The sequence below is a fragment of the Rhodococcus sp. 1R11 genome (assembly GCF_004563845.1).
Lineage (GTDB): Bacteria > Actinomycetota > Actinomycetes > Mycobacteriales > Mycobacteriaceae > Rhodococcoides.
Genome location: NZ_SPNG01000013.1, coordinates 120,858 through 140,036, shown reverse-complemented (window position 1 = coordinate 140,036; position 19,179 = coordinate 120,858). Strand labels below are relative to the sequence as shown.

Here is a 19,179-nt window from a genome sequence, read left to right as displayed (position 1 = left end):
CGGGCGTATCGCGAGAGCACCGAGATCGGTAACAGAAAGTCACTACAGTTCGAGAAGGCGCACCGGGCGGTGAATCCGGGCCGGCGAGAATGAGGTGAGCGAAGCCATGGATCTCGGCACTGTCGATCGTGTTCTGCTTCCCCGCTCGCGTGCGGATCTGCCGCCGGGCAGCGCGGACGCCGCGGTAGTTGCGGGCGGCACATGGCTGTTCTCGGAGAGACAGGACCACCTGACCACCCTGATCGACATCACGGCCCTGGGATGGGAGCCGTTGATCGTCGACGAGAACGGACTCGGGATCGCAGCGACGTGCACGATCGAGACTTTGGCTCGTTTCGAGTCCGCCCTCCCCGCAACCACTCTGTTCCCTCGGTGTGCAGCCGCCCTGTTGGCCTCGTTCAAGATCTGGAAGACGGCCACTGTCGGTGGAAACATAGCGCTCGCCCTACCTGCCGGAGCCATGATCTCGTTGACTGCCGCACTCGACGGCGTCGCAGAGGTGTGGTCGGCACACGGCCCCGAGCACGACTATCGTCTGCCGATCGACCAGCTGGTCGTCGGCCCCCAGACCACGGTGCTCCGACCCGGGGACGTACTGCGCAGCATCGACATTCCGCGACACGCCCTGGAATCGCGAACGGCGATGCGCACGCTGTCGCTCTCACCTCTCGGCCGATCGGCGGCGGTGGTGATCGGCCGCGTCGACGTCGACGGCACATTCGTGTTGACCGTCACCGCGTCGACCGTTCGTCCGTTCGTGCTTCGTTTTTTGGCTGTACCGACGGCGCACGAACTCGCCGACGCGCTCGCCGACACGATCGGTCCGCAGCACTGGTACGACGATCCCCACGGTGCGCCGGATTGGCGTCGACACATCAGTTGCGCCGCGGCGCAGTCCATTCGCGAGGAGCTGTCATGATCGTCGACATCAACGGCGTACCGACCCAGGTCGCCGCGCGACCTGGTCAATGTCTGCGCACCCTGCTCCGCGAACACGACCGTTTCGAGGTCAAGAAGGGCTGCGACGCCGGTGACTGCGGCGCATGCACGGTCCTCGTCGACGGAGAACCGGTGCACTCGTGCATATTTCCCGCCTACCGCGCGGCCGACAGGTCCGTCACCACCGTGGCCGGGCTCGGCACCCCGGAGGATCTGCACCCGATGCAGCGCCGGTTCGTCGAAGCCGCCGGATTTCAATGCGGGTTCTGTACCGCCGGGATGGTCGTGACCGCGTCGACCCTGACCGCGGAGGACAGGGACGAGCTGCCCGCGAGATTGAAGGGAAACCTGTGTCGCTGCACCGGGTATCGCGCCATCGCCGATGCCGTGTGCGGCGTGGTCAACACCGAGAAGGTGGCCGACGGCCCGACATGCGGGCGTTCGCTCGAAGCCCCCGCAAGCACACGGATAGTCACCGGAACCGAGCCGTACACGCTCGATCACTCCCCGCCCGGGCTGCTGCACGCCAGCGTTCTCGGCAGTCCGCATGCCCACGCGCGGATCGTCTCCATCGATACCACGGCCGCGGAACAGGTGCCGGGCGTGCAGCTGGTGCTCACCGCGAAAGACAGCCCGGCGGTGGCATTCTCGACAGCCAGACACGACCGCCGCGTCGACGACCCCGACGACACCCGTGTACTCGACACCGTCGTTCGGTTCATCGGCCAACGTGTGGCGATCGTGGTCGCGGAGTCGGTCGCTGCCGCACAGGCGGGCTGCCGCGCCTTGGTCGTCGAGTACGAGGTGCTACCCGCCGTGTTCGACCCCGAGTCGGCACTCGCCCCGGACGCACCGAAGATCCACGGCGACAAGGACGCAGCGGCTCGGATCGCCGACCCGTCCCGAAACCTGGTGGCCGAACTGCACGGCAGCACCGGCGACGTCGACGCCGCAGTACGCGGTGCAGCAGCCGTGGTCACCGGACGCTGGACGACGCAGCGAATCCAGCACGTGCACTTGGAGACTCACGGAACGATCGGTTGGCTGGACGCCGACGGCCGACTTCATCTGCGCACCAGTACGCAGGTTCCCTACCTGGTGCGCGACGAGATATGCGAGATCTTCGGTCTCCCCCGGGACCGTGTTCGCGTGTTCAGTGCACGGGTGGGTGGCGGCTTCGGCGGCAAACAGGAACTACTGACCGAGGACGTCGTCGCCCTGGCCGTTCTGCGGACCGGTAAGCCGGTGCAGTTCGAGTTCACCCGCACGGACGAGTTCACGGTCGCACCGTGCCGACACCCGTTCCGCGTCGACGTCACCGCCGCCGCGAGCGCCGACGGCGTGTTGACCGCCCTGTCCATCGACGTGCTGACCGATGCCGGGGCGTACGGCAATCACAGTGCCGGCGTGATGTTTCACGGATGCGGCGAATCGGTGGCGATCTACCGGTGCGCCAACAAGCGGGTCGACGCGAAAACCGTGTACACCAACAACATTCCATCGGGTGCCTTCCGCGGCTACGGACTGGGGCAGGTCATGTTCGCGATCGAATCGGCCATCGACGATCTCGCCCGAAAGCTCGATATCGACCCGTTCGAGTTCCGCCGCCGCAACGTGATCGTTCCCGGCGACGAGATCGTCGCCGCGCACCTCGAAGGCGACGACCTGCAATTCGGCAGCTACGGTCTCGATCAGTGCATCGACCTGGCCGAGAGGGCCATCAGGCAAGGCAACGGCGAGCCCGCATCGCCCGGCTGGAAGATCGGTGAGGGAATGGCGGTGGCGATGATCGCCACCATTCCGCCCCGCGGCCACCGCGCCGAGGCCACCGCGTCGCTGCTGCCCGAAGGTGGCTACGAGATACGCGTCGGGACCGCAGAGTTCGGGAACGGGACCACCACCGTCCACACCCAGATCGCGGCCAGCGAGCTGTGCACGTCGGTCGATCGCATCCGCGTCGTGCAGTCCGATACCGAGTCGGTCACCTACGACACCGGTGCGTTCGGCTCGGCGGGAACCGTCGTGGCAGGCAAGGCGCTCTACGCTGCGGTCCGCGGGTTGTCGGCTCGCATCGTCGAGGTCGCTGCCACCGCGACCGGTCACCGCCCTTCGGACTGCACGTTGGGGCCCGAGGGGGTGCGGTGCGGAGATCACTTCGTCCCGTTGGACGACGTACTGGCATCGGCGGGCGGAACAGTGACGGCAAGCGGCAACAGCGGCGGACTCCCGCGATCACTGGCGTTCAACGTGCAGGCATTTCGAGTGGCTGTCGACGAAACCACCGGTGCGGTCGAGATCCTCCAGTCGGTTCAGAGCGCCGACGCAGGCACGGTCATGAACCCGCAGCAGTGTCGGGGCCAGGTCGAAGGTGGTGTCGCACAGGCCATCGGCAGCGCACTGTACGAGGAGATGCGCACCGACGGTGCCGGACGAATCACCACCGACTCCATTCGCAGCTACCACGTCCCCCAGTTCGCCGACATCCCACGAACACAGGTGCTGTTCGCGGACACCTACGACCGATTGGGCCCGTTCGGCGCGAAGTCGATGAGCGAGTCACCGTACAACCCCGTCTCCGCCGCATTGGCCAACGCGATCCGTGACGCAGTAGGAGTGCGGTTGCACCACTTGCCCATGTCCTCGGACCGCGTCTGGCGAGCGGTCAACGATCGTAGAACGTCTGCAGAATGATCGTGCTGCGCGTCTGCACATGCGCCGTTGCGCGAATTTCCTGCAGCAATTGCTCGAGGGCGCGCGGCGACTCGACGCGCACCATCAGGACGTAGCTCTCCTCGCCGGCAACCGAGTGACACGACTCGATGGCGGTCAGATGCTTCAGTCGTGCGGGGGCGTCGTCCGGCCGGGCCGGATCGATCGGAGTGATCGCGACGAACGCCGACAGCGGCCGCCCCAACGCTTCGGGATCGACCTGCGCTGTGTATCCGCGGATGACTCGTCGCGATTCCAGGCGTCGAACCCGCGACTGGACGGCCGAGACGGACAGGGACGCCTTTTCTGCCAACGTCGCCAACGTCGCGCGCCCGTCCGAGATCAACTCGTCGACGATCAGCCGGTCGACGCGATCGAGGTTTTCACTCACGTGCGCAATCTAACCCACATCACCGTCGATGCCCCTGTGCCCTCACGAGACATGACTCTGTACTCACACGAACAGCGGGGGCAGGGCCAGAACCATGACCGCCGACCAACTGACGTGCGTCAGGATCGGTGCCAGAATTCCGCCCGACGCGCGACGTTGCAGCCCCATCACGTAGCCGAGCAGCACGGCGGCGAAACCGAGCATCGGGTTGCCGGATGCGAGGGTGGCGATGGTGTAGACGACCGTCGAGATGATCACCGGATGCTTGACTCCGATCGCGGAGTACAAGGCACCTCGGAAGAAGATCTCCTCGGCAACACCGTTGAGCAACGCGATGAACACGATCAGTACCAGCGACCCCACCCGAGCGTGTGCGAGCACGTTTTCGGTGAAGTCGGCGAGCGGCGGAATCTGGCGGACGACGAGGCCGCCGAGCATGAACACTCCACCGACGGCGAGACCGATGAGGATGGGGGTGACGATCGGCCGCCGGATGGACCCGCCCACCTTGATTCGTCCGAGGTGCAGCGGCCCCGAGAGGAACCCACCGACGATCCACACTGCGGCCAACACGAGCGTCAGTGCGTAGAACGACGGGTCACCCGGTTCCACCTTGAGCGAGAAATACAGCACCGTCGCCCCGATCACCAGCGTGATCAGCACGATGATGCGCCGTTTCCTGAACGCCGCGTCGGACTCTCGGTGGTCGCGCTCCACAGGATCGACCAGAGCGGACTTCATCACGTTCAGCGCGGTCGTCGACCACGTTGCCATCATGCCTCCTCGGTATCGGTCAGTCGGCGCACGACCGACTTGGCACGTCGGTTCACACTCGCAGCTACATCGAGGTTGGTACGCACGGCTGCTGCCACGGGCTTCGACGCCAGCAATCGACGGCCGCCCAGAGCCTCGACCAGACCCCAGGTGCGGTCCGAGGACGCGGCCACGCCGTGTCGCCGAACGCCGAGCGCATCTCCGCCGCTCCATGCTGCGTCGGTGTTCGCCAGTCGCAGCGGGTCCTTCAGCGCACAGACCCCGGGCGGCTCGCCCACGGTTCCTCGCACACTACGGGCCATGGCGTCCGAGATGGTGGTCAGACCACGGGGCGGATCGGGGACGAGATCCCGAATCCGGCTCTCCGACGTGGTCATCGTGTTGTGCAGTGAACCGACCAGATCCTCGGCGAGCCCGGCGGGCACAGGAATGATCTTTCCGATCACCTTGCCGGCAAGGGATGTCGGAACGAGCGGTACCGGCATCCCGATTCGCTGCAGCCCGGCGGCTTCGACGTAGGCGAACACCAGGTCGCGGTACGGGACCACGTCCGGGCCGCCGATGTCGTACGAACCTGCTGGGACGGTGTCGGCGTCTGCCGACGCCACCAGGTAGTGCAGTACGTCGTCGACTGCTATCGGTTGGACGGGTTCGGCGAGCCAACTCGGCAACGGCAGCACCGGCAGGCGGTCCGCCAAATAGCGCAGCATCTCGTACGACGTGGAGCCGGCACCCATGACGATCGCCGCTCGCAACCACACCAGGTCGATACCGTCCACCGTCAGCGCCTCACCGACGTCGGCGCGACTGGCCAGGTGCTCCGACAGGTGAGCGTCGTCGGGGACGAAGCCGCCCAGGTACACGATGCGCCGCACTCCTGCTCGCGCCGCGGCAGCGGCGAACTGCTCGGCGGACGTCCGATCCTGGGCTCGGTAATCGGCCTCGCCGATTGCGTGGACGAGGTAGTAGGCGACGTCGATGTCGCCCGACTCGGCGAAGGCAGCGGCGCACGACTGTTCGTTCGTGACGTCGAGCGACACGGTGGTCACGGAATCGTAGAAATCGAACGAGCGCAGGTTCTTCGGAGTCCGAGACCCCACGACGACGTCCGTGTCGTCTGCCAACAGGGCCGCCACCAGCCGAGATCCGATGTATCCGCTGGCACCGGTGACGAGGACTCTCATGCGTCGAGGCTAACGGCAGTCGGGGCGTTGCGTCGGTGTGGCATTGTCGCTCCTATGGCTCTCGTGTTGGCAGGTGTTGTCCTCCCCGACCCTCTCGGTACCGAATCGGTGCTTCGGCGAGGAGCCGCAGTGGCGCGGGCCGGTGCGAGCTGGGTGTTCACCACGACCGATTTCGCGCTTACCCTCCCGGGCAGAATCGAAGCACTGTTGAGCCGCATAGAGACATTGATGACACGAATCGACCACGTCATCGACTCGGCCGACGCGGTGGTTGCCCACGTACAGCGGACGACCGGTGCCGCGGACATCGTGGTCGCGTCGGCATCGGCCGCCTCACATACGGCGCTGGAGCTGATCGAAATGTTCGATCCCATCGCCAAGAAGTCCGAGCCCATGGCTCGACGGTTCGTCGACAACCTGTCCGACGACGAGGTCGACGCAGCGATATCGATGGTCGATCAGCTTCCCGGACTCCTCGACCACATGGAAGCTCTACTCCCCATCCTCGCGACCCTCGATACGGTCTCCCCCGAGATCCACGAACTTCTCGGAGTGACGAAGGACGTCAGGCGCGCCGTCATCGGCATCCCCGGATTCAAGTTCTTCCGCAACCGGGGCGAGGACAAGTTGAACGACGAGCTCGAAGACGAACAGCGGTAGTCGCTATTTGACGAAGGCGAAATCTTCACCTGCGTGGAAACGCGCCAGGGTCTCCGATATGGACCGTCGTGATGGCGGATGAAACGCGAACGCGTGCAATGCTGCTGCGACGTAAGCGATTTCGGGTGACTTGATGAAGCCGATCCCGCCGAGCGATTCGATGGCAGCCGAGCTGCTGCGCACCAGCGCGTCTCGAATCGCGATACGGTTGAACAACAATTTCACCGAAATGTCCTGTCCGCGTTCGCCTTCGTCGAATGCGCGGGCGACGTTCTCGATTGCCGCCATGGACACTTCGAGTTCGGCCGCTGCCCGAACGTAGCCCTCGTAGTCGCCCTTGCCCTGCTCGATCATCCGCTCGAGCAGAGAGGTCGCTGCTCCGATGTAGTTGGCGGAGATCAGCATCCCGAACCAGAGGTAACCGGTCATCTCGTGCACGCCATCGGGATCGTCGTCCTTGTTGGGCAGGACGAGGCTGGCCGGCACTTCGACGTCTTCGAGCAACACTTCTTCGCTTTGCGCGCCGGCCAGAATGTCGGTAGTCCAGAACGGCTTCACACTCATACCCGGAAGACTGGCCGGAATCAACGCGACGGCGCGATCACCCGAGTCGATCTCGACGCTGCAGGTCAGCAGGTCCATCGAACGTGCCAGACTGCACGGCTTCTTGCTTCCGTTGACGATGTAGTTGTCGCCCTTCTTCACGGCGGTCATCGTCGGAATGAACACACTCCCGCCGGTCACACCCTCGGAGAAGCCGGAAGCGACGATCGCCTTCTGTTCGACCAATCCCTTGATCAAGGCTCGGTCGTCCTCGGTGGCACCGCGAGCGAATTCGGTCAGGGATGCGAGTGAGAGATGGTGCATCGTGGTTCCCGCGCCGAGAGAGGGCGAGCGAGACCCGATGGCCCTCTGCGCCCGAACCGCGTCGATAGCCGGAGCGCCGAGGCCGCCCAGTTCACCCGGGACCACCAGACCGGTACCCCCGAATTCCCGAAACTTGTCGATCGCGTCCGAATCGCGGGACTCGAGTCGGTCCAGCGGGGTGGTGTCCAGATAGTGCAGCAAACCCGGCATGTACTTTTCGAGCGTTTCTCTTTCGCGCACCATTAATGCAGTCACTGTTCATCTCCTTGTGTCACTAAGCGATTTGTGTGCCACTGATTGATTGCGGCGTCGACAGATTTGTACCATCGGTTGACCGGGACAAATCAGTCGAATATAGGCGTGGACAGCAGTAAAGCAGGTGAATTCGCGCTGGCCCTCGACAATACCCCGTCACCTGCGGCGATAAACTAAAGGTCTCGTAAAGTTTACCCCTCGAAAGAAACCGAAGTTATTTTTTCGGGGCGGATTACCAACCGATTTCCGTCGCGAGAGCATCTTTTGAAACGCTGAATATTCTTCTGCCGAATACCAATCGCCCGCGCAGCCCGCTCCGAATGCACTCATGAATTCGCGACAATCCACAATCGACTCTGTGAGGAGTTCTGGTACACGATGGTTGTCAACAGATTGATGAAACGACTCGGCGGAGACGAGCGCGTGGATTTGCTGCGCGCAGTTCGAGACGCCGATGTGGTCCCCTACTTCCGCAAGATGGAATCGGCCGTTGCCCCGGTCGTTCGCGTAGAGGGCCGGGACAAGATCATGCTCGGATCCAACAATTACCTCGGCATCGCCGACCATCCCAAGGTTGTCGAGGGTGCCCAGCACGCGCTCGACACATTCGGCAGCGCAGTCACCGGAAGTCGTTTGCTCAACGGCACTCTGGACCTCCACCTCGAGCTCGAACACGAGATCGCCCAGTGGCACGGAACGGACGACGCACTCGTCTTCACCACGGGCTACCAGACGAACCTCGGAACGATCAGTGCCATCGTCGGCCCCGGTGACACGGTGATCGTCGATTCGGCGGCCCACGCGTCGATCCGCGACGGCAGCACTCTCTCGGGTGCATCGGTGGTCAAGTTCAAGCACAACGACATGGCCGATCTCGAAGCCAAACTCCAGCAACCCGTCGTCGACGACGGGGCGGTGCTGGTCATCGTCGACGGCCTGTATTCCATGGAGGGCGACCTCGCACCGCTCGACGCGGTATCCGAGCTGTGTATCCGTTACCACGCAGCGCTGATGGTCGACGAAGCCCACAGCCTCGGCGTTTACGGGCCCGAACTCACCGGAGCGGCAGAGCTGTTCGGCATCACCAAGGACGTCGACGTCACGATGGCATCGCTGTCGAAGAGCCCCAGCTCCACCGGTGGATTCGTGACCGGCTCGAGCGACTTGATCGACACCCTCCGGGTCAAGGCCCGCGCCTTCCTGTTCACGACCTCCGGTGTGCCTGCTGCGGTGGGTGCCGCATTGGCTTCCGTCCGCCTGATCCGAAGCGACGAGGGCAAGGATCGGGCTCGGCGCGTACTCGACAACGCCGAGATCCTGCGCGGCGGACTGCAATCGGCCGGCCTCGACGTAGCAGGCCGCTCGTCCACACCCCACGGCGATACGGCCGCCCCCATCGTCTCACTCCACATCGGCGACGACCTCGTGGCCATGAGTCTGTGGAAGAACCTCTACGACCGTGGCATCTTCACCAGCGCCGCCTTGCATCCCGCCGTGCCGAAGTCCGGTGCCATACTTCGCCTGTGCGTGATGGCAACACACACCGAAGAACACCTGTCGACGGCCACGGAGCAGATAATCGAGGCCGTAGCGGAGCTGCCCTCATGAGTGAGCGCCACCGCGGCTTGCGTATCGCGGTCACCGGAGCCACCAGTGACTTCGCGGCCGCGATTCTCCCGAGGCTGTTCGATGATCCCGAGGTGGACGCGGTCATCGGGATAGCCCGTCGCCCAGCCCGAATCACGCACCCGAAGTTCACGTCGATCCGTTCGGACATTCGCTCTCCCGACCTCGAGGAGACGTTCGCCGATTGCGACGTCGTGCTGCACTTGGCATTCGTGGTCGAGGAGCTCAGAGACAAGACCGAGACCCACGACATCAACCTCCGCGGTTCACGCAACGTCATCGATTCCGCATACCGAGCAGGGGTGTCACGCGTGGTGATCGCCTCGAGTATCAATGCGTACGGAGCAGACATAGCTCCGGAGCCGCTCACCGAGAACAGTTATCCTGCAGGCGATCCCAATCGCTACTACTTCTACGACAAGGCCGAAGTCGAACATTACGCGGAGTGGTGGCTCCGTAGGCACCCCGGTGAGATGACCATCTCCATGTTGCGGTGCACGTACATCATCGGACCCGACTTCGCCAACGACGGGATCGATCAGTTCACCGGGCCGATCGGCGCCTTCCCGGAAGCGGATCGGGCCTCGTATCAATTCTTGTTTCAGGACGACATGGCCGACGCCTTCCACCGCGCGGCCAAGACCGACCTCGTCGGCCCGTACAACTTGGGTCCGGTGGACTGGGTCGGTGTGCGTGAACTCGCTGCGATGCAGGGCCAGTTGATGTTCGACGTTCCACAGAAAGCGGCGACGCGCATCGCGAACATTGCCTTCGCCCTCGGCCTCACGCCGTTCTCCGGGCAGTGGGTCACGCCCGGAGAGCCCATCGTCGATTCGACCGCGCTGGGCGCAGCCACCGGCTGGGCACCCACCCTCACCTCTCACGAGGCTGCCGCGGTCATGATTCTGCTGCAGGGCAAGTCGCTGCTGCGGAGCGAGGACGCCCTCGAACGAGACCTCGCCTGCGAGGCAGCGTTGCGGCCGGCCTCCGACGCGGTCGCGCTCGCTCGCTCGGACGTCGCCGGCCTCGATATCGTGCACCGGCAGCTCGACGTCGCCGGCGGGCGAGTGCACATCGAAGTACACCGATCGGCGACGGCCACCGACCAGTCGGTGGTGCTGGTTGCCGATACCGGTCTGCATGCCCGCTACCTGACACCCTTGGCCGCCGAGATCGCACGGGCAGGAGTCGACGTGGTGGTACTGGATCTCCCCGGCCACGGCCTGAGCACCGGGCTGCGCGGTCGATCATCGGCCATTCAGACCGTCGACGCCGTCGACGTCGCACTGCGTTTCGCTCGCACGCACCTCGACACCGCCCCGGTTGCGCTCCGCAGCGGAGTCCGGCACGCGGCCGACACCCTGGTCGGCGGCCTGCGCCGGCGCGCAACAGGGTGGACGACACTGGAGGAACCGAGGTGTCCCGACGGGCTGTTGCCTTCTCGAATTCGCGTGGACGGCACAGCTGCGCTTCCGTTCGTGTCCACGGCGGCGGACGCTCTGGCCTATTGCGCGAGGACGATCGGACTCAGTGCCACCAGCTGAACCGGCTGCGAACGCGCGCGAACCACGATGCACCGTCGTGGTTCGCCGCCGAGGGCCGGCCCGACGTCGCAGCCGACTCTGCGTCGTGCTCTTTCTCCAGTCGGTCGACTTCGGCTCGATTGGTGCGCCACCGGGACACCCACGTCTCGACATCCACGGGGCCGAGCGGCACGATCGGCGGGGTCGGAAAGCGAATCCAATCGACGATGCGAGCGTTGAGCTCGTCCAATACGTCTCGTACGGAATCCTCGCGCCGGAGACCGATCAACGTCGAGGGCAGCCGCTCGATCTCTTTGCGTAGGGCCAACGCCGTGGGCAAGAGCGCATCGACGGGCAGGTTCTCTCGCCTCAGATAGCCGCGGACCCACCACAGTTCGTCGTCGGGATCGCCCAACGGAATGGGTTTACCGGTGCCGTCGAGTCCTTCGAATGCGCCGGAGTCCTGCGCCTCGCGGATCTGTTTGTCGACCCAGGACTCGAACGTGACTCCTGGCTTCTTGCGTTCGGTCACTCCATCGACTGTAGAACCGGCCCCGGGTGATCGCCAGGTGCGCCCGAGACGGGTAAGCCCCGATCCCGTGTGAGGGTCGGGGCTCACTCGAATGCGTCGGCTCAGCCGTATTCGGCGACCAAGCGGTCGAACTCGTCACGGTCGATCACCTGAGGCTCGTTGATGGCCAGAGCTTGCGCGTATTTGCTCGCCAGGTGGTAATCCCGGCCGAGTGGACCGTGCTCGGCGTCGTCCTCGTCCGATTGGATGCTTGCACCCGGCGGCACCTCGTTCTGCAGGCCGTTGGTCTTGCTGCCGAGCAGGGCGTCGAGTTTCGCGGAAATCTTCTGCATGATCTCTTGGTCGTCGGTCATGGCCACCGGGTACCCGAATCGGGCGAAACGACACCGCAGCGCACGAGCTTCGCGCTCCGGGGTTACCTGTCGGTGCCTCGGGGCATGATGGTGGGATGGCCACGCACAGTATCGGCACCGACATCATGGAGAAGCTGTCGCGGCCGACTCGCGAGTGGTTCACCGGCGCGTTTCCGGCCCCCACGTCGGCGCAACTCGGTGCCTGGTCGTCCATTTCCAGCGGGTCGCACACCCTGGTGGTCGCGCCGACCGGCTCGGGCAAAACGCTGTCGGCGTTCCTGTGGGCCCTGGACGAGCTGGCCCAACTGGGTGCGGACAGCACCCGCAAGACCAAGGTGCTCTACATTTCGCCGCTCAAGGCTCTGGCAGTGGACGTCGAGCGCAACCTGCGTGCTCCGTTGGTCGGCATCACCCAGACGGCCAAGCGTCTCGGTCTGAACCCGCCGGAGATCTCCGTCGGAGTCCGCTCGGGCGACACCAGCGCTGCCGATCGCCGGACCATGATCAAGACTCCGCCGGACATTCTGATCACCACTCCCGAGTCCCTGTTCCTCATGCTCACCTCTGCGGCGCGAGACATCCTGGCCGAGGTCGACACGGTGATCGTCGACGAGGTGCACGCCGTCGCAGGAACCAAACGCGGCGCGCACCTCGCGGTGTCTCTCGAGCGGCTCGACGCGATGCTGGACAAGCCCGCGCAACGCATCGGCCTGTCCGCGACGGTGCGCCCCCACGAAGAAGTGGGCCGATTCCTCGCCGGTGCCGCTCCCATCGAGATCGTCGCCCCACCTGCTCCGAAGACCTTCGACCTGACGGTTCAGGTGCCGGTGGAGGACATGACCGAACTGGGCGTCACCGACCCGAATGCGGACACCTCCGCCGCTCCCCCGGCTCAGGGTTCGATCTGGCCGCACGTCGAGGAGAAGATGGTCGATCTCATCCTCGAGCACAAATCGTGCATCGTCTTCGCCAACTCGCGCCGGCTCGCGGAACGACTCACCGCGCGGCTCAACGAGGTGTACGCCGAACGTATCGGCGGCGGAGTCGATACCGAGCACAAACCACCATCTCAGGTGGGCACCGCATCCGACGTCAACCACGGTGCCGATCCCCTACTGGCACGGGCCCATCACGGCAGCGTCAGCAAGGATCAGCGCGCGCTGATCGAAGACGATCTGAAAACCGGGCGTTTGCGCTGCGTCGTCGCCACCAGCAGTCTGGAGCTCGGAATCGACATGGGCGCAGTCGATCTGGTGGTTCAGGTCGAGGCACCGCCTTCGGTGGCCAGTGGTCTGCAGCGCGTCGGTCGCGCCGGCCACCAGGTGGGCGAAATCTCCAAGGGCGTGCTGTTCCCCAAGCACCGCACCGATCTGATCCATTGCGCGGTCACCGTCGAACGCATGACGTCGGGCAAGATCGAGGCCCTGTTCGTCCCGGCCAATCCCCTCGACGTCCTCGCCCAGCAGACCGTCGCGGCGTGCGCACTCGAACCCATCGACGCCGAGGACTGGTTCGAATCAGTCCGTCGCACCGGCAGTTTCGCCACTCTGCCCAGATCTGCCTACGAGTCGACACTCGACCTGCTCTCGGGCCGTTACCCGTCGGACGAGTTCGCCGAACTACGACCACGGCTCGTGTGGGACCGCGACGCCAACACCCTCACCGGCCGTCCCGGGTCTCAGCGACTGGCGGTCACGTCCGGCGGTACCATCCCCGACCGCGGCCTGTTCACCGTCTACATGGTGGGCGAAAAGCAGTCTCGGGTAGGCGAACTCGACGAGGAGATGGTCTACGAATCGCGAGTGGGCGACGTGTTCGCACTCGGCGCAACCAGCTGGCGCATCGAAGAAATCACGCACGACCGGGTGTTGGTCAGTCCCGCATACGGCCAACCGGGCAGGCTGCCGTTCTGGCACGGCGACGGCCTCGGTCGACCGGCCGAACTGGGCCGGGCCCTGGGCGAGTTTCTGCGAAGCACCACCGACCGCAGCGACCTGGCCGAGCGGCTGAGCACCGACGGACTCGACGCCAACGCGGTCAACAACCTGATCGCTCTGCTCGACGAACAGTTGGAGGCCACCGGCCAACTGCCCACCGACAAGACGATGATCGTCGAGCGCTTTCGCGACGAACTCGGCGACTGGCGGTTGGTGCTGCACTCCACCTACGGTCAGCAGGTACACGCGCCGTGGGCCCTCGCGGTCGGCGCGAGGCTGATCGAGCGATACGGCATCGACGCTGCCCCCACGGCATCCGACGACGGCATCATCGTCCGGCTTCCCGATACCGACGACCAGCCGCCCGGCGCGGAACTGTTCGTGTTCGAGCGCGACGAGATCGCCGACATCGTCACCGAGCAGGTCGGTGGATCGGCATTGTTCGCGTCGAGATTTCGCGAATGTGCCGCTCGCGCACTGCTTCTGCCCCGACGCAACCCCGGCAAGCGGGCACCACTGTGGCAACAACGGCAGCGTTCGGCACAGCTGCTCGACGTCGCTCGCAAATACCCCACGTTCCCGATCCTGCTCGAAACCGTGCGCGAGTGCCTGCAGGACGTCTACGACCTCCCCGCCCTCGAAGACATCCTGGCCCGCATCGGGCGACGCCAGATCAGGATCGTCGACGTCGAGACGCCGTCACCGTCACCGTTCGCAAATTCGTTGCTGTTCAACTACGTCGGCGCTTTCATGTACGAGGGCGACAGCCCGCTCGCCGAACGGCGGGCCGCCGCACTGTCCCTCGATTCGGCGCTGCTGGCCGAGTTGCTCGGACGCGTCGAGCTGCGAGAGTTGCTGGACGACAGCGTCATCACCACCACCGAGCTCGAGTTGCAGCGACTGCCCGAGGACAGACACGCCAAGGACATCGAAGGTGTGGCGGATCTGCTGCGGCTGCTCGGTCCGCTGACCGCCACGGAAGTCGGCCTGCGCACCGACGGCGACGAATTCCCGCAGTGGCTCACCGAACTGGCCGATGCAAAGCGGGCGATGGAGGTCACGTTCGCCGGACAGACCTGGTGGACGGCAATCGAGGACGCCGCTCGCCTTCGCGATGCACTCGGCGTTCCACTTCCCATCGGCACCCCGGCCGCATTCATAGAACCCGTCGACGACCCGCTGGTCGACCTGATCAGCCGGTACGCACGAACCCACGGACCGTTCACCCTCGACGACGCCGCCGCGCGCTTCGGCGTCGGTACCGCCGTGGTGCGTGACGTCCTGCGCCGACTGGCCGTCGACAAACGCGTCGTCGAGGGCGAATTCCGTCCCGGTGCAACGGGCAGCGAATGGTGCGACGCCGAGGTTCTTCGGCGATTGCGGCGGAGATCTCTGGCGGCGGCGCGGCAGGAAGTCGAACCCGTGTCCACAGCCACGCTCGGCCGATTCCTGCCGGCGTGGCAGCACGTCGACAGTCGCCGGTTGAGCGGAATCGATGGTGTGGCAACGGTCATCGAACAGCTTGCGGGCGTGCCGGTTCCGGCGTCGGCGTGGGAGTCGCTCGTGCTCGCCTCCCGGGTGAGCGACTACAGCCCCGCCATGCTCGACGAGTTGACCTCCACCGGCGAGGTGTTGTGGGCGGGGCATGGCGCGATCTCGTCCAAGGACGGCTGGGTGAGCCTGCACATGGCCGATACCGCGCCGCTGACTCTGGTGCCAGCCGCCGAATCCGACCTGTCCGAGTTGCAGATTCGCATCCAGGACGCAGTCGCGGGCGGTGGTGCGTACTTCTTCCGCCAGCTCTCCGACACCGTCGGGAGCACCGACGACACTGCTCTGCAGGCTGCACTCTGGGAGCTGGTGTGGGCCGGACGACTCAGCAACGACACGTTCGCGCCACTGCGAGCCCTGTTGAACTCCACGACCACTCGCTCGGCCCCGAGTCATCGAGCACCGCGTCGAACCCCGCGCCTGCGTTCCTACCGTCAGTTCGAGCGGCCGTCCCTGCCCACCCGCACCGGCCCACCGACGGCCGGCGGTCGGTGGTCACGGTTGCCCGAACTCGAACCGGACCTCACCGTCCGCGCTCATGCCACCGCAGACGTACTCCTCGAACGCTACGGCGTTGTGACGCGCGGTTCGGTCATGAACGAAGGGGTCCCCGGCGGGTTCGCCACGATGTACAAGGTGCTGACGGGGTTCGAGGATTCCGGTCGCTGCCGACGCGGCTATTTCGTCGATTCGCTGGGCGGCGCTCAGTTCTCCACCTCCGACGTCGTCGACCGGTTGCGCAGCTACGACGAACCGAAGAAGAACGCCACTGCCGTGGTGCTCGCCTCGTGCGATCCGGCGAACCCGTACGGCGGTGCACTGCCATGGCCGAAGGCCGGCGGCAACGATGAGCCGGACGACACGACGAAGCATCGGCCTGGCCGCAAGGCGGGCGCGCTGGTCGTACTCGTTCGCGGTGAGTTGACGATGTTCGTCGAACGTGGCGGCAAGTCGGTGCTGACCTTCGGCGACAACACCGAGGACATCGCTTCTGCAGCAACGGCATTGGCGATCACGGTCAAGCGCGGCGGGGTGGACAAGTTACTGGTCGAACGGATCAACGGTCACGATATCCACGGCACGGATTTCTCCAAGACGTTGACCGAGGCCGGTTTCTCGGCGACTCCCCGCGGGCTACGCCTGCGGCGCTGAGGCACCGCATCACTTCCGAAAAAGAGAACAGAAAAACGAGAGAGGACGCAGATGCCCGAGGGCGATACCGTCTGGCGCGCCGCCAATACTCTGCGGGCAGCGCTCGAGGGCCAGCAGCTCACTGCCTGCGACATTCGTGTACCCCGTTACGCCACAGTCGACTTCACCGGCGAAACGGTCGAGTCCGTCGCGTCGAGGGGCAAACACCTGCTGATCAGAGTGGGCGGCTACTCGATCCACTCGCACCTGAAGATGGAAGGCACCTGGCACGTCTATGCACTGGGGGCTCGCTGGCGTCGTCCGGCCTTCCAAGCTCGCATCATTCTGAACACCGAGAAGGCACAGGCCATCGGATTCGAGCTGGGCGTGCTGGAGATCCTCGAGAACGAGGACGACGCTGTCGGCTATCTCGGACCGGATCTACTCGGACCCGACTGGGACCCAGGTGTCGCCCTGACCAATCTGGAATCGGACCCCAGTCGACCGATCGGCCTGGCCCTGCTCGATCAGCGCAACATAGCCGGACTCGGCAATGTCTACCGCAACGAGATCTGCTTCCTTCGCGGAGTCGATCCCCGCACGCCGGTCGAGGACTCCGGAGACCTGAAGAAGATGATCGACCTGTCCTTCCGCACCATCACCGCCAACAAGAATCGCAATCAGCGCGTCACCACCGGGGATCGTCGCGCGGGTCGCCATTTCTGGGTGTACGGCCGCGAGAACAAGCCGTGCCGACGGTGCGGTACCACCATCGAGTTCGGACTGATCGGCGACAATCCACTCGAAGAACGGCAGATCTACTACTGCCCGCACTGCCAGAGATGACCGGCCTTCACAGAGCTTCGTCAGGGCCGACCAAGCCTGCTCACAGCTTCGCCGATCACCATGGATCGTATGTTGACACTTGCGATACTCACCCTGCTGGTCATGGCTGTCTCCGGCGCGACGGCTGCTCGCGCACCGCGGACGCTGGTTCGGGTCCCGTGACTCAGAGGGTCCGGACGGGTTCGAGAATTTCCTGACGCGCTTCGGGCGCGACGACGCGGAGAGCGTCGGCAGACTCGTCGTCGGGCTGACGCTGCGACTCGATCTCGGCCTCGACCCGAGCCCGGTACGTGTCGACCTCGCGGTCGACCGTGGCCTCGTCCCAACCCAGGATCGGGGCAATGAGTGCTGCGACCTGTCCCGCGCAGTTCATCCCACGATGCGAGTACTCGATGGAAATCCGGGTGCGCCGCGACAGCACGTCCTCGAGGTGCAGTGCGCCCTCGGCCGCAGCGGCATAGACCACCTCGACCTGCAGATAAGCGGGCGCGTCGGTCAGCGGTTGCAGCAGTTCGGGTTTGCCGTCAGCCATGGCGAGCACCTCGTCGATCAGCGAACCGTACCGGTCCAGCAGATGAGTCACTCGGTGCGGATGCAGACCGTGTACTTCGCCCAGGTGCGGGGCCTGATTGACCAGCGCGAAATAGCCGTCCGCGCCGACGAGCGGCACTTTCTCGGTGATCGACGACGCCACCCGCGCCGGGATGTCCTCGGCCGCGAGATCCACTGCGTCCTCGGCCATCACCCGGTAGGTCGTGTACTTGCCGCCTGCGATGGCGATGAGTCCCGGTGCCACCCGAGCGACCGCGTGTTCGCGGGACAGCTTGGACGTTTCGTCGCTTTCACCTGCCAGTAGCGGCCGCAATCCCGCGTAGACGCCGTCGATGTCGTCGTGTGTGAGGGGCGTCACGAGCACCCCGTTGACCTCACCGAGGATGTAATCGATATCGGCTTTGGTCGCGGCAGGGTGCGCGAGATCGAGATTCCAGTCGGTATCGGTGGTGCCGATGATCCAGTGCGCGCCCCACGGAATGATGAACAGCACGGACTTCTCGGTGCGCAGAATGATCGCGGCTTCGCTGACGATGCGATCGCGCGGCACCACGATGTGCACACCCTTCGAGGCCCGTACTCGGAAGCGACCACGCATGTTCGACAGTGACTGTATTTCGTCGGTCCACACGCCCGTGGCGTTGATCACCACGTGCGCACGAACCTCGGTCGTGGCTCCGGTCTCCGAATCTCGTACTCGCACACCCGATACCCGGTCGGCCTCCCGCAGGAACCCCACGACCTGAGTGGACGTACGCACCACTGCGCCGTAATGGGCCGCAGTTCTGGCGACGGTCATCGTGTGCCGCGCGTCGTCGACGACGGTGTCGTAGTACCGAATTCCGCCGATCAGCGACCTCCGTTTGAGGCCGGGCGACATCCGCAGGGCACCGGAACGGGTCAGATGCTTCTGTTGCGGAACCGATTTGGCCCCACCCATCCGGTCGTAGAGAAAGATGCCCGCGGCGATGTACGGGCGCTCCCACAGGCGATGAGTGAGCGGAAACAGAAACTTCAGCGGCTTGACCAGGTGTGGTGCGAGTGCGGACAGCGAGAGTTCACGTTCGTGCAGCGCCTCGCGTACGAGCCCGAACTCGAGCTGCTCGAGGTAGCGGAGCCCGCCGTGGAACATCTTCGACGAGCGAGACGAGGTGCCCGACGCGTAATCTCGCGCCTCGACCAGCGCCACCTTCAGACCCCGCGTCGCCGCGTCGAGCGCGGCACCCGAACCCACGACGCCACCGCCGACCACCACGACGTCGAATTGTTCGCGTCCGAGCTGGTCCCACGCCTCCACCCGTTGGGTGGGTCCGAGGAACTTCGTGTTCGATCGGTTGCTCACTGTGACG

14 protein-coding genes are annotated in these 19,179 nt (G+C 65.0%); 7 read left to right on the top strand and 7 right to left on the bottom strand.

Features of this window, described 5'->3' with window-relative positions:
• Positions 1 to 106: 106 nt before the first annotated feature.
• Together E4P29_RS21300 and E4P29_RS21295 are read left to right on the top strand one after the other, a co-directional pair.
• Entirely contained in the window at positions 107 to 919 is an 813-nt protein-coding gene (locus E4P29_RS21300; protein WP_135047127.1) for an FAD binding domain-containing protein, read from the top strand.
• Positions 916 to 3,630, top strand: coding sequence for a molybdopterin-dependent oxidoreductase (locus E4P29_RS21295; RefSeq protein WP_135047092.1), 2,715 nt, complete (start codon positions 916 to 918; stop codon positions 3,628 to 3,630). The genes E4P29_RS21300 and E4P29_RS21295 overlap by 4 nt, the downstream gene beginning before the upstream one ends.
• On the opposite strand, the gene E4P29_RS21290 is transcribed toward E4P29_RS21295, so the two are convergent.
• The 3 genes from E4P29_RS21290 to E4P29_RS21280 all read right to left on the bottom strand — a co-directional run bounded on the left by E4P29_RS21290 (position 3,602) and on the right by E4P29_RS21280 (position 5,997).
• Positions 3,602 to 4,039, bottom strand: coding sequence for an Lrp/AsnC family transcriptional regulator (locus E4P29_RS21290; protein WP_135047091.1), 438 nt, complete (start codon positions 4,037 to 4,039; stop codon positions 3,602 to 3,604). The genes E4P29_RS21295 and E4P29_RS21290 overlap by 29 nt on opposite strands.
• 63 nt (positions 4,040 to 4,102) lie before the next feature.
• On the bottom strand, positions 4,103 to 4,813 hold the full coding sequence (locus tag E4P29_RS21285; RefSeq protein ID WP_135047126.1) for a type II CAAX endopeptidase family protein: 711 nt from the start codon (positions 4,811 to 4,813) through the stop codon (positions 4,103 to 4,105).
• Positions 4,813 to 5,997, bottom strand: a complete 1,185-nt coding sequence (locus E4P29_RS21280; protein WP_135047090.1) for an NAD(P)H-binding protein — start codon at positions 5,995 to 5,997, stop codon at positions 4,813 to 4,815. Before E4P29_RS21280 ends, E4P29_RS21285 begins: the two co-directional genes overlap by 1 nt.
• 54 nt (positions 5,998 to 6,051) lie before the next feature.
• On the opposite strand from E4P29_RS21280, the gene E4P29_RS21275 reads away from it, so the two are divergent.
• Positions 6,052 to 6,657 (top strand): ribulose 1,5-bisphosphate carboxylase large subunit, encoded by a 606-nt coding sequence (locus tag E4P29_RS21275; protein WP_135047089.1) that lies wholly within the window; start codon positions 6,052 to 6,054, stop codon positions 6,655 to 6,657.
• A gap of 3 nt (positions 6,658 to 6,660) precedes the next feature.
• On the opposite strand, the gene E4P29_RS21270 is transcribed toward E4P29_RS21275, so the two are convergent.
• Positions 6,661 to 7,779: an acyl-CoA dehydrogenase family protein gene (locus tag E4P29_RS21270; RefSeq protein ID WP_135047088.1), complete on the bottom strand. Its 1,119-nt coding sequence runs from the start codon at positions 7,777 to 7,779 to the stop codon at positions 6,661 to 6,663.
• Positions 7,780 to 8,157: 378 nt separating this feature from the next.
• On the opposite strand from E4P29_RS21270, the gene E4P29_RS21265 reads away from it, so the two are divergent.
• Positions 8,158 to 9,387, top strand: coding sequence for an aminotransferase class I/II-fold pyridoxal phosphate-dependent enzyme (locus E4P29_RS21265; protein WP_135047087.1), 1,230 nt, complete (start codon positions 8,158 to 8,160; stop codon positions 9,385 to 9,387).
• Positions 9,384 to 10,949 carry an NAD-dependent epimerase/dehydratase family protein gene (locus E4P29_RS21260; protein WP_135047086.1) on the top strand — a complete coding sequence of 522 codons (1,566 nt, stop codon included), beginning with the start codon at positions 9,384 to 9,386 and terminating at the stop codon, positions 10,947 to 10,949. Before E4P29_RS21265 ends, E4P29_RS21260 begins: the two co-directional genes overlap by 4 nt.
• Here the strand turns inward: E4P29_RS21260 and E4P29_RS21255 are convergent.
• On the bottom strand, positions 10,933 to 11,460 hold the full coding sequence (locus E4P29_RS21255; protein ID WP_135047085.1) for a DUF1992 domain-containing protein: 528 nt from the start codon (positions 11,458 to 11,460) through the stop codon (positions 10,933 to 10,935). The two genes, E4P29_RS21260 and E4P29_RS21255, sit on opposite strands and share 17 nt — an antisense overlap.
• A 101-nt stretch (positions 11,461 to 11,561) precedes the next feature.
• Positions 11,562 to 11,813: a hypothetical protein gene (locus E4P29_RS21250; protein ID WP_027496446.1), complete on the bottom strand. Its 252-nt coding sequence runs from the start codon at positions 11,811 to 11,813 to the stop codon at positions 11,562 to 11,564.
• A gap of 95 nt (positions 11,814 to 11,908) precedes the next feature.
• Between E4P29_RS21250 and E4P29_RS21245 the strand changes: the two genes are divergently transcribed.
• Together E4P29_RS21245 and E4P29_RS21240 are read left to right on the top strand one after the other, a co-directional pair.
• On the top strand, positions 11,909 to 16,453 hold the full coding sequence (locus E4P29_RS21245) for an ATP-dependent helicase (protein WP_135047084.1): 4,545 nt from the start codon (positions 11,909 to 11,911) through the stop codon (positions 16,451 to 16,453).
• Between the two features lie 51 nt (positions 16,454 to 16,504).
• Positions 16,505 to 17,278, top strand: a complete 774-nt coding sequence (locus tag E4P29_RS21240; RefSeq protein ID WP_135047083.1) for a DNA-formamidopyrimidine glycosylase family protein — start codon at positions 16,505 to 16,507, stop codon at positions 17,276 to 17,278.
• Positions 17,279 to 17,441: 163 nt separating this feature from the next.
• On the opposite strand, the gene glpD is transcribed toward E4P29_RS21240, so the two are convergent.
• Positions 17,442 to 19,172 carry a glycerol-3-phosphate dehydrogenase gene (glpD, locus tag E4P29_RS21235; protein WP_135047082.1) on the bottom strand — a complete coding sequence of 577 codons (1,731 nt, stop codon included), beginning with the start codon at positions 19,170 to 19,172 and terminating at the stop codon, positions 17,442 to 17,444.
• Positions 19,173 to 19,179: the final 7 nt, after the last annotated feature.